A 14576-nucleotide genomic window follows, 5' to 3' on the forward strand; every position below is an offset into this window, starting at 1 on the left:
TCGAATTGAAATTATAACAACCCTAAATCCTTCACAATAGCTACTAAATGTGTGGTGTTTTTAGCTTTGAAATCATCAAAAAGTTTACTCACTCTTTTATCGATAGTGCTTTCGCTATTGGGAGAGATTTTTTGTTTTTTTAATTTTTGTACAATCTCTTTTTTGGTAAACCCAAGGGCCAATTCCTCTAAAAGCATGATGTCAAAATCATCTAGATTGATAATGTTATCTTGATTAGCATCTTTTACTTCTGGAGGGAGTACAATATTTCCTTTATATACGCCTTGAATACAGTGCACTAGTTCTTTTATGGCATGCTGACCTTTGCATACATAGCCGTTTATATTGAGTTTTTGGAATAACATATTAATTTTATCAGGTCGGCTTTCTTGAGAATATACGATTACGTTAATATCAGGTTGTATTTTTCTAATATCTTGGATGAGTTCTATACCAGAAGTTCTGGTTTGTACTTTATGATTTTCTTTAAAAGAAAGATCAGTAATTAGCAACTCAAACGGTTCTTCCTCCTGATGTGCTTTTCTAAATTTTAAATATGCATCATCACAATACTGAGCTTCGTGAATGTTATAAATTTTAACTTCATCGTTCAGTACTTTTACAATACCTTGATTAGCGATTTCATAATCTTCTGCTACCAATACTTTTGTAAACATATTTGATCCTTTTTAGCACGGGATTTTAATCTCAGCTTTAAAGCCTTTATCTATTTCTGAGTCAAAGATAATAGTTCCTTTAATAGCTTGAATACGCTTTTCCGTATTACAAGTCTGTTTTTGCGTTACTTTACCCAGAAATGGATTCCAGCCTTCGCTGGAATGACAAAAAAATAAAAACCAAAATGACTTGTCATTCTTGCGTAGGCCAGAATCCATATTCGTAAGACGGTTTTCTTGTAATTACTTTGCCGTTTCCTATGTTGGGATTTTAATCTCAGCTTTAAAGCCTTTGTTTTTTTCTGAGTCAAAGATAATAGTTCCATTGATAGCTTGAATACGCTTTTCCGTATTGCGGAGTCCATTTTTTGATTTTATATCCTCTTTTTGGATGCCTACGCCGTTGTCAGAATACTTTATGATCAATTTGTTCTTTTCGTTTTTAAACACAATGGCTACCAAATCTGCCTGACTATGTTTTTGCATATTGGTCATCAGTTCTTGTAGTACTCTATAGATGGTAATTTTTAGATTTTTGTCTACCGTATCCCAACTAATTTTTTCTATACCTCTAAGAATGAGTTTGATGTTGTTTTTGGTATAATTGGTCAACATATCCGTTAATTCTTCTAGATAGGTTTCATCTACTTCGAATTCACTATTTTCTCTAGAGATATCTCTGGCTTTGGTATAAGCAGTATTTAGTTTTTTGGTGATTTGTGGATCGTGCGGATCGTTTTGATATTGCATCATCACCTGAAAAATGTCATTCCCTAACTCATCATGTAATCGTTTAGAAATCCGGGTTTCTGTTTCATAAGCCGCCTGGAATTCTACAATTTTGTTTTGTTGCGCTAGATATCGATTACGTTGCCTAGAAAAGTATATCAAAAACCCAATAAATGTAACTAGCAATAATAATCCAAGAAGATAGATAGTATTTTGGTTTTGGACTTCTATGATTTCCTTTTTTTTCTGCTCATTTTCTTTTTCTAGGTTTTCACTTTCGAAACGTATTCTGGCAAATTTATCTCTAAATAAATTATCTCTTTTGGTCAGACTGTCACTTAGCTTAATATATTTCATAGCATATGTTCGTCCTTTTTCTGGTGGAGAAACCTGCGCTAATAAATCATAGGCTTGGAGGAGTTCTGTGTTCTCATTGATTGTATTAGCAGCTTGTTTGGCTTTTTCTGCAAATTCTTTTGCTAGATTATGATCCCCTTTTGATTGATAATATTCCGCCAAATGTAGACTGCTTGTGGAAATACCAACTATATCATTTATACTGTCTCTTATCCTATAGGCTTTGTTAAATAAATAGAGAGCACTGTCATTATTTTTATGTGCAAGAAATTTTACATAACCAAGGTTGTCTAATAGTCTAGCAAGCCTTTTGGGTCTTTTGTTTAAGAAGTCTTTATAAGCTAACCCTTTTTTATATTCTCTAATAGCTTTGCCGTATTGTTTCTGAGATTTATACGTAGTGCCTGTATTGTTATGCATTAGTGTTCGATAAAGCGTATCTTTTCCAGTATTTTTAGCATATTCCGCGGCTTTCGAATGATACTTTATTGCATCATCATATCGTTCTAACTGCTTCGCTATTATTCCTAAATTATTATAGGATAAAGGGATATATTGTAGGTTTCCAGATAATTCAAATTTTTGAATTGCTTGTATTGTTAGATCTTCACTTTCCCTATAATTCTTTACGATTCTGGATAATTTTGCAAGATCTATTAATGTCCTTCCTTGATCAAATGTATATTCAATAGGATCATTATTCTTATTTTTTTCTAATTGAATATATATTTTATTCGCTGCATAAAAATATTTATATGTACTATCCAATGTTCTGTTTCTATACCAAATAGCCTTGTAATTATAAGATTTTGCTATTCCAACAGAATCAGAGAGGGATTTTGATAATTTTAACGCTTTTTCGTTTATTCTATTTAATTGATAGTAATTTTTCATGTAATAATATGAACTGGCTATCTCTTGCAGTTTATCTACTTTAAAATGTGAATCATCAAAAGTGTTAACAAGCTCTAAAGCTTTTATTAAGTTGAATTCACGTTCTTTTAGGGGCAGTGATTTGATTTCTGATTCTTTTATTAATTCATTTATTAAATTGGATACGGATTTTTCGTTGTTTAGAAGTTCTTCGTTTCGATTACAACCAATGAAAACATAAAAAATGAATATTGCTAAGGATTTCCACTTCAAGAAATTCATATTAGGATTAATTAAACATCTAAATTAAAAATTATCTATTAAAAGGAGGAATTATTTTTTATGATAACCCCTCCAGTTAGATTAGTTTTTAAAACTAAATATTAATCAAGCAGTTTGAAATTTTAAGTTTATATAATATTAAAATTAAGTACCTACATCCTCATCCTCATCTTCCGTTGGTTGTAGACTACTTGTCTCTACTTGCTCGACTCCAACTTCCTCTTGGAGAGTAGGAGGGTCGCAAGAAACGAAGTTTAGACCTAATAATACGGCTAATAGTAAAAATTTTAAAGTTTTCATGTTGTTAGTTGTTTGATATTCCAATTGTTGGGGTACGCCCATAGGTTGCAACCCCAGCTAGTATGTGGATACATACCTAGTACCTATGGGAAATGATCAATAGGGTTGGGAAAGTGATCCTATTACAGTTGCGATACCTTACTTTCCCCTTTTCGGGTAGCGGCAAACTGTAGTTCGATAGACTCCGTGTGATATATCAGATTGTTAGTTAGGATCTGGTAGATCTACGTGAGTCTTCGATAGGCTCAGATTGACAAAACTAATTTTGTAACCTTGTTTCAATAAGCGTCATAGAAAATAATGACAGATAATGCTCGATAAGTGGATCTTGTACTCTTACAATAAGTGATTTATTAGGTAGCTGTTTTAAAAAGTTTTTAGAGTTCCTTCTCCTTGGGGAGAAGAGACTTTTACTTTGATAAAATTGCAACTAACTTTTGATCTTTACCATCACTCTTTGCAGCTTACTAGATCTACACTATATGCGAAGTATAGCTATCTGTTACTAGCACTTCAAGAATGTTCTTGCTAAGTAAATTCAGCGCTTTTTCCAGCTCTGTAGTACCGTTTACACTTGGCATTTTTTCTGGAGTAGCATTAACAACCGAAGTGTGTAATCCTATTCCGTCGAAGCCTGCAAATGCATCGGCTAACAGATAATTTCTGATCTCCTGCTTCTTTTTAGAAAATTGATTAAACTTCATTGTTGTTTTTTTAAAATTGTTATTTTTTTTTGATTTAAAATTAAATAGAGTTCCTTCTCCTTGGGGAGAAGGTTAGGATGCGGGGTTCTTATATCGAAAGCCCTCACCTTAATCCTCTCCCAGAGGGAGAGGAAACTTAAATTATGAATACATAATATTTTAATTTCTATAATAATCTTTATTGTTTTATTATTTATAGTACAAATATGCGACGTCAGTACGCATTCTTTTTGCGTAGTTGAAAATAAAACGTATTTTTTCGAATTATTTTTGATATTGAACTATAAAGCATAGTTTGTTTGTTGTGTACCTTTCGACTCCGCTCAAGGTGACAGAAACATTCGTGTTTTTCTAAAAAAAACTAAAATGGCTTCTAATAAAAATGCATTAATCCGGTATAAAACAATTGATCAATGTCTACGTAATAAATTTAAACAGTGGGTGTTAGACGATCTTATTGAGGCATGTTCTGACGCATTATATGAATATGAAGGAAAAGATGTATATGTAAGTAAAAGAACCGTACAGTTGGATATCCAGATGATGCGTAGTGATAAATTAGGCTATAACGCACCCATAGAAGTGTATCAGCGTAAATATTATAGGTATGCAGAAGAGGATTATAGTATAATGAATATTCCTGTCACGGATCATGATATTAAGATCATGAATGAATCCATACAGATATTGAGACAGTTTAAGGATTTTTCTCTTTTTAAAGAAATGAATGGCGTATTAGAACGATTAGAAGATTCCGTATATGCAACTCAGAAAGATAACATTCCAATTATTCATTTAGAAAAAAATGAACAACTAAAGGGGTTAGAGCATATCGATAGATTGTACCATGCCATACAAAACAAACAAGTATTGAAGATTTCATATAAATCTTTTAAGGCAAGAGATGAAACTGAAATCATTATCCATCCTCAGTTATTAAAAGAGTTTAATAACCGATGGTTTTTACTAGCAATAGGACACAAACGAAAGGTGTTGACGACTTTCGCATTGGATAGAATCGTTAACATCCAAAATTCTGAGGGAAGTATTACGTATATAGATCAACATATTGATGGTGATGTATATTATAAAGATGTGGTGGGTGTAACAGTTTCAGAAAATGTAGCGCCTGAACTGATAAAATTTAGAATAGATAATCGTAATGCTCCGTATGTGATAACAAAGCCATTTCATACTTCACAGGAAATTTTATCGCAAGATGAAAGAGGAGCAACTTTTAGTATTAAAGTGCAACTAAATTTTGAATTGGAGCGGTTAATTCTAGGTTTTGGAGATAGTATAGAAGTATTACAGCCAGAGCGATTGCGTGACAGGATTCATGGAAAATTAAAACGAGCTTTAGGAAAGTATGAATAGCAGTTTATGAATACAATTTTTTAACTAATTTCCCAATACTAAGTCCTTGCACAATTATTGAAAAGAACACGACCACATAAGTAATATATAGTATAACTTCTGAAGAAGGGTTATCTGCTAAGCTTAGTGCCAATGCCAGAGAAATACCACCTCGTAAACCACCCCAAGTTAGTATAGTTACTGTTTTTATAGGACTTGTCTCTGAATGCTTCAATAAAGAATACGGTATAAAAACTGAGATGAATCTTGACAAAAGCACAATAAAAATAGCAATAACTCCAAGTGTTAAATGGCCAGCATCAAATTTTAGAAGATGAATTGCTAAACCGATCAGAACAAATAAAATACCATTAAAAACATCGTCCAATACTTCCCAGATTTCGTTAATGAGTTTTCTTGTTGGTCCTTTATTGGTCGCTACATTTAATTTATTACCAATGATCATTCCTGCTACTACCATTGCTAAGGGTCCTGATACATGGATTAAAGATGCAAATGCATAACCACCCATGACAATGGCAAGACTAATCATTACTGATAATTGAGGATTTTCTTTTACAGACTTAATGCTTTGATATCCTAAAAAGCCTAGCAATGCACCATATATAATTCCACCAACAGCTTCTTCTAGAAATAGCTTACCAATTTCTGCGCTTACAGAACCTTCTCCGTGATGTTCTCCCATTCCTGTGAGGATTAGTATTCCAGAAAATACAACAACACCGATTCCATCATTAAACAGGGATTCTCCTTCAATTTTAATTCCTAAACTCTTGGCAATATTTGCCTTTTTTAAGATCGCCATTACTGCTATTGGATCTGTTGGAGAAATTAATGCTCCAAAAAGAAGCGCGTGTAAAAATGGTAATTCAAGCTTAAGTAGTTGGGCTGCGCCAAACGTAAGTCCTCCCACCAAAAAAGTAGAAATTAAGACTCCAAGAGTCGCAAATAAAATAATGGGCCATTTTTCTTTTGCCAGCTCATCAATGTTTACGTGAAGCGCTCCGGCAAAAAGAAGGAAGCTTAAAATTCCATCCAATAATAAGCTCCTAAAATCAGAATTGGCAACCATATCACAAAAGAACTGGTAGAAATCAGGTGCTATACTCTTACTTAGGGTAATGATTACAACCGTTACTAAGCTCATCAACATTAACGCAATGGTTGCAGGCATTTTAAGCCATTTGTAGTTTACGTAACTAAAAAAAGCAGCAATGGAAAAAACAATACTGAAGGACTGTAACATAGTTTCTAGTTTTTATATGCAGTCAATGCTTCTTCAAAAAAAGTAACACCATTATTTTTATTCACACCCGTAACAGGTAAAACAGCACCTTTAAAACCTTCGTTCTTCCATTCCCCAAGAGATAATGGTTTAAAATTTATTGTTTCTACGCTATCATGACCTTGGTAAGCACTTATATAGAAGTAGTATTCATTGTGAGCTTCATCAGGAATCGCTAAACCTAATCCAATAGCAAGACCAGCTTCGTCTTCCAAAGGAGCAAAAGCTCCAGTGTCAAAATGATGAGGCCATATTCTAATCTCAGAATAAAGTTTATTCCGATCTAAAAACTCTCTTATGATTTCGTATGCCAATACTCTATACTTTTTTAATTGCTGAAGCGCTGAAATATCTTGTAATTTAAACACATAATCATCGGTAATTTGATAGGGTAATTCGTAATGAATATCATAAGAATACGGTTTACTCATTTCACTATTCGCAGTCATTCTTTTTAGCCATTGTAATACTTCTGCATGGGATGTACCATCTAGTTTCAAAGTGTTTTTAGAACTAGTATTATTCCATTCTAATTCAAAAAGGTCATAGTTAAGAGAAAGTACGATGGGTTTATTATCTAAATTTCTTGTGTACAATATTCCTTTTTCTACAGAAAACCCAAGGTTTGTATGACTATCATCATCTTTTTTATCAACGAAACTTATTCCGGCTGCAGCAAGATATTGAGCTGCAAAGTGCATTTGAGTTGTCATATTGCTGGTTTATTAGTTTATGTTATTGGTTGTGTTGTTATAAAACACCTGCATAGTTGATACCTGTCAATCTGTGCATGTCCTGATCAAAAGTGGATAAGTCATCTAGATTAAATTTAGATACGTCATCATATCCACAAGCTCTTGCAATAACTTTAATTAAGCTATTGGTTGCGTCAAAATAATTGTGTAATTGTTTTGCTGATGATTCTATAATCAATCTACTTCTTAAAGATTCTTTTTGCGTAGCGATACCTACTGGACAGTTGTTACTTCCACAAGCGCGCATTCCTAAACAGCCAATAGCTTGCAATGCTGAGTTAGAAACAGCAATAGCATCGGCTCCTAACATCATTGCTTTGGCAAAATCCTCTGTTATTCTTAATCCTCCAGTGATAATTAAGGTAACATCTGTAGCACCTACTTTATCAAGATATTTTCTAGCTCTTGCCAATGCGGGAATTGTGGGAACATTAATATTATCACGCAGAATAGTAGGAGCAGATCCCGTTCCACCACCACGACCATCTAAGATTATATAATCTACACCGACATCCAGCGCAAATTGAATATCTTTTTCGATATGGCTGGCGGCAATTTTAAAACCAATTGGAATACCACCGGTTCGTTCACGAACTTGTTCTGCAAAGGCTTTAAAATCTTTTACCCCATGAAAATCAGGAAATGTTGCTGGAGAAATAGCAGTTTCGCCTTGATTTAAACCTCTAACTTCTGCAATCTCTTTGCTTACTTTGTTTCCTGGTAAGTGACCTCCTGTACCCGTTTTTGCACCTTGCCCTCCTTTAAAATGAAATGCTTGCACTTTATCTAATTTATCCCAGGAAAATCCAAATTGAGCGGATGCTAATTCATAAAAATATTTAGTGTTACTTTCCTGTTCTTGTGGTAACATTCCACCTTCTCCAGAACAAATTCCTGTTCCGGCCATTTCTGCACCTTTAGATAAAGCAATTTTGGCTTCTCTAGACAAGGCTCCAAAACTCATGTCACTTACAAATAATGGAATATCTAGGCTTAACGGTTTTTTCGCTTTGGGCCCGATTATCACTTTGGTGGCTACTTCTTCATGATCTAATAAGGGTCTACTTGCTAATTGAGCTGGCAAAAATTGGATATCATTCCATTTAGGAAGTGTATTTCTATCCACACCCATTGAGGCAGAAAATCCATGATGACCAAGGTTTTTTAAACCGTTTTTAGCCAGTTCTTTGATATATCCTGTATATGGCTCTGTGTCTTCTGGATGTGTATCAGCATAAGCTCCTAAATATTCATCTCTATTGAAGGGTTGTGGATGATCATGAAGATAATCGTTAATTTCAGTTTCGTCAACGTATAAAGTATCTCCATCGATTTTAGTACTAAACTTATGTAAAACTTCTTTGTTGTTATATTCCGAAACACCAGTGTCATATCGATAATCCCAACCATGAACGCCACAGATAAGATTATGCCCATCTATATGACCGTCAGCCATCAATGCACCTCTATGTAAGCATCTACCATACAGCACCGAAATTTCTTCGTCAAATTTTACAATAACGAGATCTAATCCATTAACCAATGCGGGAGTTGGTTTTTTGTTTTCTAAATCACTGATCTGGACAATTGCTATAGGTTTTTTCATAAGTTAATTCAATTTTGATGTTAGTGGAGTTTATTATATTCTTAAAAGGAACAAACATTTTGTTTGGTCTCAATGTTTTAAAGGAACTTTCATAAATGTTGAGGTTTTAAAAAGCAAATCCGAGAACGAATACTATTCTTGCCCCGTCAGAACTTGCGTAATACCCTAGGTTTGCCGCAAAAGAATCTAATCCACTAATCCAGAAAGATCCTCCTACACTGTTATGCCATTTATCTGAGTTGTCATTTTCTAACCATACTCGACCATAATCAAAGCCTCCTGTCATTCCATATTTAACAGGAATAAAACTAGTCTTAAATTTACCAAGTTTAAGTCGTAAATCGGTATTTTGATATGCAGCATATTTACCTAAAAATCTCTCATTTCTAAAACCTCGTAAGCCTTTTATTCCGCCAATTTGCGCACCGTGATAAAATTCGAAATTATCACCTAAAAGGATTTCCCCTCCAATTTCCGTAGCAAATACAAGGTTTCCTCTTTTATTTAATTTATGGTTGATATCAATTTTAGGCTCGATATAACCAAAACTATTATCGTTATCTCCTCCATCAATCAACGTTTTATATCCTGCCGTAATTCCTATTTCCATCCCCAGCGTTGGAAATGCTATATCATTTTTATTTTTAAAATTATAAGTAACTTCAACCCCAGCATAGGTTTGCTGATCAAAAACATCATTAGTGATGGGTATAGTATTAACAAAGCGACCATTTGTATTTTCTAATTCGAAGGATTCTATAAGAGGTTTAAACTGGAAATACCCTCCATCTCTTCCTCTCCAAATTAAAGAGATTGCAGCATTCCATTTTCTAAGTCTAACTCGATTAAAATCTAAATCTACAACATCTCTGTCATAATCTGTTTCATTACCAAAACCAAAGAAGTTTTGGGCAAAACTTGGACTGGTGTACAAACCTTCTACACCAAAATTCCAATTATGGAATATGTGAGAGAATTCACCTTTGTAAGAGACATCAAATCCTCCTGAACCGCTATAGAAAGATGCGCTAATAGAATGTTTCTGGGTAAATGGATTTCTTTGTAATCCATAATAGGTGAAATTATCTAATACACCAACTCGTAGCCCATCATCCGGATTATATGCTATTAATGGAAGTATTTGATTAAAGGAGTATTTTGTTTTTTTGTAATCATAATTATTAACATCATAATCGTCTACAAGCCATTTTTTAGAGCGTTTATTTACAATAGTGTTATTTTTATTTTTATAATCATATAACTTAATTTTTTTTGTGTTTTTGAAGTCATAGATGTCATTTTTCTTACCTCCAATTACTTTTATATCAATTAGGTTGTTACCTTTTCCTTCTACATTAAAGGTATCATTACCATCTAATCCATATAGCCAAATTTCCTTAGTTTCTTTTTTATTAAAGGTTCTATTCAGGATACCAATATCTTTTCTTTGGATTTCTATATTGGTCTGGCCATTTGGTAATCTTTTTATATTAAAAATATCATCTTTTTGAGTGCCTGTTATTACTTCAAAATTGTTGAGGTGTTTATAATATTTTTGGGCAATATCGACAATATTAGACCTTCTTCCTTTCAGTTTCTTTTTGATATCATCAATGGTCTCACCTTTCATTTCCTGAGGAAGATTTTCAAAAGCATTTTCTATTACTTCATCCGTAAGATTTTCCTGAATATAAGTAGCTTGTTCTTTCCATTTAGACCAGTCCGAACCATTAATAAAAGTTATATCTAATGGATATGGAGTCTGACCAAACCATTTGGGGCTACGTAGTTGGTCATCATAAGATTGCATTTTTCTTAAACCAGGTATGGCATGAGTTAAGAAGCTAACAATGGCACCATCAAAAACAGAAAATGCCTGATCTCGATCTCTGGGAATTGGTTTGCAGATTTCTGTACCATCTTCTTTTTCGAATAAAGCCCATCTCCATTGATCTGGATGTCGATCCCAGTCACCAATTAACATATCAAATAATCGCGCTCGGATATAAGAGGGTTCATCTACTATGGATTTACCAGTTTTATGTACTTCCTGTAATACATCATTAGAACTAAGAATCTTTTTAGGTTTCCCAAAAGATGCCAAATCACTATGACTGGATTCTGCTCGTTCTTCTACTAAATATAATTCATCTCCAAAACCGGTATTGAATTCACCAAGGGTTTCTTGTTTTGGAATATAATATAAACTTGGGTTGGTATGAAATACATCAACGGCATCTGATAATGTTCCTATAGCAAAAGGGGTATAAGGATGTGCAGTAGTATAGAAATCTAATAAAAATCGATCTGCATAACTATCTTGTAGATCTTCTTTTACATATTTATCAAGAAACGCTGTCGACTGAATAAATTTTGTAGCGCTTTTCCGTAGTGCACGCATTACATATTGTTTACCGTCTTTATCGACTAATCTAAGTGAGTTGGATTGATGCCCTCCTCCTTTTCTGACAGGTGTTAAACCTCCTTTAAGGGTGTCTAAAAGAGCTACCTTGGCTTGTACCGGTTTACTATAATATGTTCTGTAATGTTGTCCCCATAAACCTTTGTATAATTTACTTTTCTTAGTTTCGTCAAGACTATAAACAGATGAACTCTGAGTTGCTGGAAAACTAGTAACAGGCTTTAGTATATATGAAGTTTTTGCTTTTTCATTTCGTAATACAGTCGTGTTAAATAGGGGAGTTGTATTTCCATTTTCCAAAGAGTAATAATAAACATTAGCTTTACCATCTGTATAAATATCTAATTTAGCATATCCTTTTTGCGTACTTGCAAAATCTCCTTCGAGGGCTTTTTTAACCCGTTCAGTTTTTCCGATAGCACCACTTATAATTTGTGGGATTCCATATTTATTTATGTATTGTAGGTTTTTATCTTTTCCGGATACAAAGATTACATTTTCATTTTGTCGAGCCATGGTGGTAATTCTATTTCTAAAATTACGATACTGTTTATTTTCAAAATCTTGTATAGAGGCACCTGCCGTATTAGATAATAGTCCTTGTTTAGAATAGGTGTGTATTGGGTGATGAATGGCTATGATTTTGATTTTATCCTGGTTCTTTTTCAGAATACTTTCAAATTCTAGAAAAAATTGTGTTCTGTTTTTGATATCGCAATCATCATTGATGTAGATGTTTTTATTCCAATTTTCTAGATACCATTGGGAATCGATTGCCACTAAGACTACATTTTTAGATATGTCTTTTTTCTTGATAGGACAGCCATCATCTGGGTAATATTTAGCTTTACTATTTTTTTGAATAAATTTTTCAATTCCTCTTACATTTTTATAACCTGCGGATTTCCATTCATTATAACCTGGAGTAAAAATAATCTCTCCATTAAAATCAGCAATGATGTCTAATTGTTTTCCAACAGATGTTTTGGAAGAACCTTTTTTAATACTTTGAGGATCGGCAGTGTTACCTACTATTAGTAAGGTAGCATTTTTAGTTTGATTAGAAATTGATTCTATATTTCTTAAAATACTTTGATTTTCATCTTCACTGGTATTAGCAGTAATAAAAATAGAGGTTTCTATTTCTTGAGCATTAATAGATTTAATAGAAAATAAGAAGAGAATAATTAAGATGATTTTTGATTGTGTGTGTTTCATATCTTAATAGATGAGTTTATATATTATCCTGTTGCTTTTGAGTCTTTGGTAGTGAAATATTTTGCGAATTATAATCTATAGTGGCATCTTTTCTTAGAGAGCTTAACACGTTACTTACAGTTTGCCTGGATGTATTTGTTAGATTAGCAATATCTTTATGTGACAAGAGATTTTTGGCAATTATTCTAGTATTGTTTTGTTCGCCAAACTCTTGGATATAGTCAAAAATGAATTCTTTAATTCGCGTAGCACTATCTTTATAGAGTAAGTCCTGTAATCGTCTTTCTAATTTTTTGATACGTAAACCATAGACTTTTAGAACACCGTTTTTAAGAGATTTATGTTTCTCCATAATGCTTTCCATTCGTTCAGACTCTATATAGCAGACGATGCAGTCTTCTAAGGCGATAGCTTGTTCTTCTGTTGCGGCTTGTTCATTATAAAGTGATAGTTCACCAAATATGTGTCCTTTTTTGACAATGTATTTTACATTTTTGTTAACGGTATCTATGATTTTTACAGTTCCCTTTTTAAGGAAAAAAATACTTTTTTTATCATTATTAAGTAATTGGATGGTAGTTCCTTTATCAATACTGTCCATTTCCAGGATTTCACACATGCGCATCATGGTGATTCTTCCTAGTTTGTTGAAAAGGTTAAAGCCTTCCAGAAACCAGTATTTAGTATATGTATTCAATTAGGCGAGGTTTGATTAGTGTTGTTAAATGTAATAAATTTTAATAGTACTGACTATGAATTAATTAGCAGAAGTTACTTCAGACGACAATCTGGTGTTATTTGCTGTTTTTTACCCTATTAGAAGATACTTCTATAAAGTCTCATATATCTACAGAGGATATCAAGTTGAGTTTGTGATAAAGCCTTATAACTGATAATTATCATAGTAAAATAGTTATGTCTATAATAATTTGAGCATAGAATATTTTATTAATTATAATGGATATGTCATGAAAAAGATCGTTGTCAGTTTATTGTTTTTAGGGTTAACGATTCCTTCTTTTTCGCAGAAAACAGAAGAATTACCAGAGGTTGTTATTATTGCTACAAACTATAAATACTTAAGGGCTTTGGACTCTGGTGATGAGCCTTTATCCGTTGATTTATTACAAAAAGAAGTAGCTTCATATGATTTGAAGAATTCGGATGTTTATGAAGACGAGTATGAACTATATCATGTGTCTTTTTATATTCCTGATGGTAAGATACTAGCGGCTTATGATAAAAATGGAAAAGTCTTACGTACTATAGAGAAATTTAAAAATGTGAAGCTACCAAGAAATGTAATAGAGGCAGTAACAAAGAGATTTCCTGGTTGGGTAATCGCAAAGGATGTTTATTTAGTCAATTATCATAGCGAAAAAGGAGTCACTAAAAAGTACAAGCTTAGATTACAAAACGGTAAAAAACGTATAAAGGTCAAAACAGATGAGTTTGGTAAATTTCTCTAAAATAGAAAGGAGCTGTATGAATTTCACACAGCTCCTTTCTAACTATTTCCCTAGCATCAAAAACTCATTACAGACTACTTCTGTGATGTACCTTTTATTACCTTCGTTATCATCATAACTACGTGATGTAAGTTTGCCTTCTATAGCCACCTCCTGGCCTTTATTTACATATTTTTCGATGATTTCTGCCGTTTTTCCCCAAGCTACAATATTGTGCCATTGTGTATCGGTAACTTTATCACCTGCTTTATTGTAGTAGTAATCGTTTGTAGCGATAGAGAATTTTGCTAATTTTCTTCCAGAATCCAGGTTTACGATTTCTGGTTCTTGTCCTAAGTTTCCAATTAACTGTACTTTGTTTTTAAGTGTGTTCATAATTTTAATTTTTAAGAGCCTGTCTATAACAGGTAGATTAAAGAATTCATAGTATCGAGTTCTTATGTTTCGATGATGCAAACTTAGAATCAGACGATCACTAGATTCGGTTAGGAAGTGTTTATTTTCGGTTGTAAGCGTTTGTAG

13 protein-coding genes are annotated in these 14576 nt (G+C 33.1%); 2 read left to right on the plus strand and 11 right to left on the minus strand.

The genetic code is table 11. The features are described from left to right. Nucleotides 1-11 precede the first annotated feature (11 nt). The 5 genes from Q0910_RS15780 to Q0910_RS15800 form a co-directional block, all read right to left on the minus strand. On the minus strand, nucleotides 12-677 hold the full coding sequence (locus Q0910_RS15780) for a response regulator (protein WP_299218479.1): 666 nt from the start codon (nucleotides 675-677) through the stop codon (nucleotides 12-14). Between the two features lie 12 nt (nucleotides 678-689). Continuing rightward, nucleotides 690-896 carry a hypothetical protein gene (locus Q0910_RS15785; RefSeq protein ID WP_299218482.1) on the minus strand — a complete coding sequence of 69 codons (207 nt, stop codon included), beginning with the start codon at nucleotides 894-896 and terminating at the stop codon, nucleotides 690-692. 39 nt (nucleotides 897-935) lie between these two features. Further along, nucleotides 936-2918 (minus strand): tetratricopeptide repeat protein, encoded by a 1983-nt coding sequence (locus tag Q0910_RS15790; protein ID WP_299218484.1) that lies wholly within the window; start codon nucleotides 2916-2918, stop codon nucleotides 936-938. Nucleotides 2919-3062: 144 nt separating this feature from the next. Further along, complete coding sequence (locus Q0910_RS15795) at nucleotides 3063-3218, minus strand: hypothetical protein (RefSeq protein ID WP_299218486.1); 156 nt, start codon at nucleotides 3216-3218, stop codon at nucleotides 3063-3065. Nucleotides 3219-3691: 473 nt separating this feature from the next. Next, complete coding sequence (locus Q0910_RS15800) at nucleotides 3692-3922, minus strand: hypothetical protein (protein WP_299218488.1); 231 nt, start codon at nucleotides 3920-3922, stop codon at nucleotides 3692-3694. Nucleotides 3923-4288: 366 nt separating this feature from the next. On the opposite strand from Q0910_RS15800, the gene Q0910_RS15805 reads away from it, so the two are divergent. Continuing rightward, a complete protein-coding gene (locus Q0910_RS15805; protein ID WP_299218490.1) occupies nucleotides 4289-5299 on the plus strand; it encodes a WYL domain-containing protein in 1011 nt (336 codons plus the stop codon). Nucleotides 5300-5303: 4 nt separating this feature from the next. Here Q0910_RS15805 and Q0910_RS15810 read toward each other — a convergent pair whose 3' ends face one another. The 5 genes from Q0910_RS15810 to Q0910_RS15830 form a co-directional block, all read right to left on the minus strand. Next, nucleotides 5304-6545 (minus strand): sodium:proton antiporter, encoded by a 1242-nt coding sequence (locus Q0910_RS15810; RefSeq protein ID WP_299218492.1) that lies wholly within the window; start codon nucleotides 6543-6545, stop codon nucleotides 5304-5306. A 5-nt stretch (nucleotides 6546-6550) separates the two neighbouring features. Beyond that, nucleotides 6551-7297 (minus strand): hypothetical protein, encoded by a 747-nt coding sequence (locus Q0910_RS15815; RefSeq protein WP_299218494.1) that lies wholly within the window; start codon nucleotides 7295-7297, stop codon nucleotides 6551-6553. A gap of 37 nt (nucleotides 7298-7334) precedes the next feature. Further along, nucleotides 7335-8945: a glutamate synthase-related protein gene (locus Q0910_RS15820; RefSeq protein ID WP_299218496.1), complete on the minus strand. Its 1611-nt coding sequence runs from the start codon at nucleotides 8943-8945 to the stop codon at nucleotides 7335-7337. Between the two features lie 106 nt (nucleotides 8946-9051). Continuing rightward, nucleotides 9052-12585, minus strand: a complete 3534-nt coding sequence (locus tag Q0910_RS15825; protein WP_299218499.1) for a metallophosphatase — start codon at nucleotides 12583-12585, stop codon at nucleotides 9052-9054. 16 nt (nucleotides 12586-12601) lie between these two features. Then, complete coding sequence (locus tag Q0910_RS15830; RefSeq protein WP_299218501.1) at nucleotides 12602-13282, minus strand: Crp/Fnr family transcriptional regulator; 681 nt, start codon at nucleotides 13280-13282, stop codon at nucleotides 12602-12604. A gap of 271 nt (nucleotides 13283-13553) precedes the next feature. On the opposite strand from Q0910_RS15830, the gene Q0910_RS15835 reads away from it, so the two are divergent. Then, nucleotides 13554-14054, plus strand: a complete 501-nt coding sequence (locus Q0910_RS15835; RefSeq protein ID WP_299218503.1) for a nicotinate-nucleotide adenylyltransferase — start codon at nucleotides 13554-13556, stop codon at nucleotides 14052-14054. A 42-nt stretch (nucleotides 14055-14096) separates the two neighbouring features. Here Q0910_RS15835 and ssb read toward each other — a convergent pair whose 3' ends face one another. Beyond that, nucleotides 14097-14429, minus strand: a complete 333-nt coding sequence (gene ssb, locus Q0910_RS15840; RefSeq protein ID WP_299218505.1) for a single-stranded DNA-binding protein — start codon at nucleotides 14427-14429, stop codon at nucleotides 14097-14099. Nucleotides 14430-14576: the final 147 nt, after the last annotated feature.

This window comes from uncultured Aquimarina sp., from assembly GCF_947495315.1.
Taxonomy (GTDB): Bacteria; Bacteroidota; Bacteroidia; order Flavobacteriales; family Flavobacteriaceae; genus Aquimarina.

What these genes read in the sequence shown, in the direction of transcription:
- Q0910_RS15780 (WP_299218479.1), bottom strand. Translation starts at nt 677, where the DNA reads ATGTTTACAAAAGTATTGGTAGCAGAAGATTATGAAATCGCTAATCAA.
- Q0910_RS15785 (WP_299218482.1), bottom strand. Translation starts at nt 896, where the DNA reads ATGGATTCTGGCCTACGCAAGAATGACAAGTCATTTTGGTTTTTATTT.
- Q0910_RS15790 (WP_299218484.1), bottom strand. Translation starts at nt 2,918, where the DNA reads ATGAATTTCTTGAAGTGGAAATCCTTAGCAATATTCATTTTTTATGTT.
- Q0910_RS15795 (WP_299218486.1), bottom strand. Translation starts at nt 3,218, where the DNA reads ATGAAAACTTTAAAATTTTTACTATTAGCCGTATTATTAGGTCTAAAC.
- Q0910_RS15800 (WP_299218488.1), bottom strand. Translation starts at nt 3,922, where the DNA reads ATGAAGTTTAATCAATTTTCTAAAAAGAAGCAGGAGATCAGAAATTAT.
- Q0910_RS15805 (WP_299218490.1), top strand. Translation starts at nt 4,289, where the DNA reads ATGGCTTCTAATAAAAATGCATTAATCCGGTATAAAACAATTGATCAA.
- Q0910_RS15810 (WP_299218492.1), bottom strand. Translation starts at nt 6,545, where the DNA reads ATGTTACAGTCCTTCAGTATTGTTTTTTCCATTGCTGCTTTTTTTAGT.
- Q0910_RS15815 (WP_299218494.1), bottom strand. Translation starts at nt 7,297, where the DNA reads ATGACAACTCAAATGCACTTTGCAGCTCAATATCTTGCTGCAGCCGGA.
- Q0910_RS15820 (WP_299218496.1), bottom strand. Translation starts at nt 8,945, where the DNA reads ATGAAAAAACCTATAGCAATTGTCCAGATCAGTGATTTAGAAAACAAA.
- Q0910_RS15825 (WP_299218499.1), bottom strand. Translation starts at nt 12,585, where the DNA reads ATGAAACACACACAATCAAAAATCATCTTAATTATTCTCTTCTTATTT.
- Q0910_RS15835 (WP_299218503.1), top strand. Translation starts at nt 13,554, where the DNA reads ATGAAAAAGATCGTTGTCAGTTTATTGTTTTTAGGGTTAACGATTCCT.
- ssb (WP_299218505.1), bottom strand. Translation starts at nt 14,429, where the DNA reads ATGAACACACTTAAAAACAAAGTACAGTTAATTGGAAACTTAGGACAA.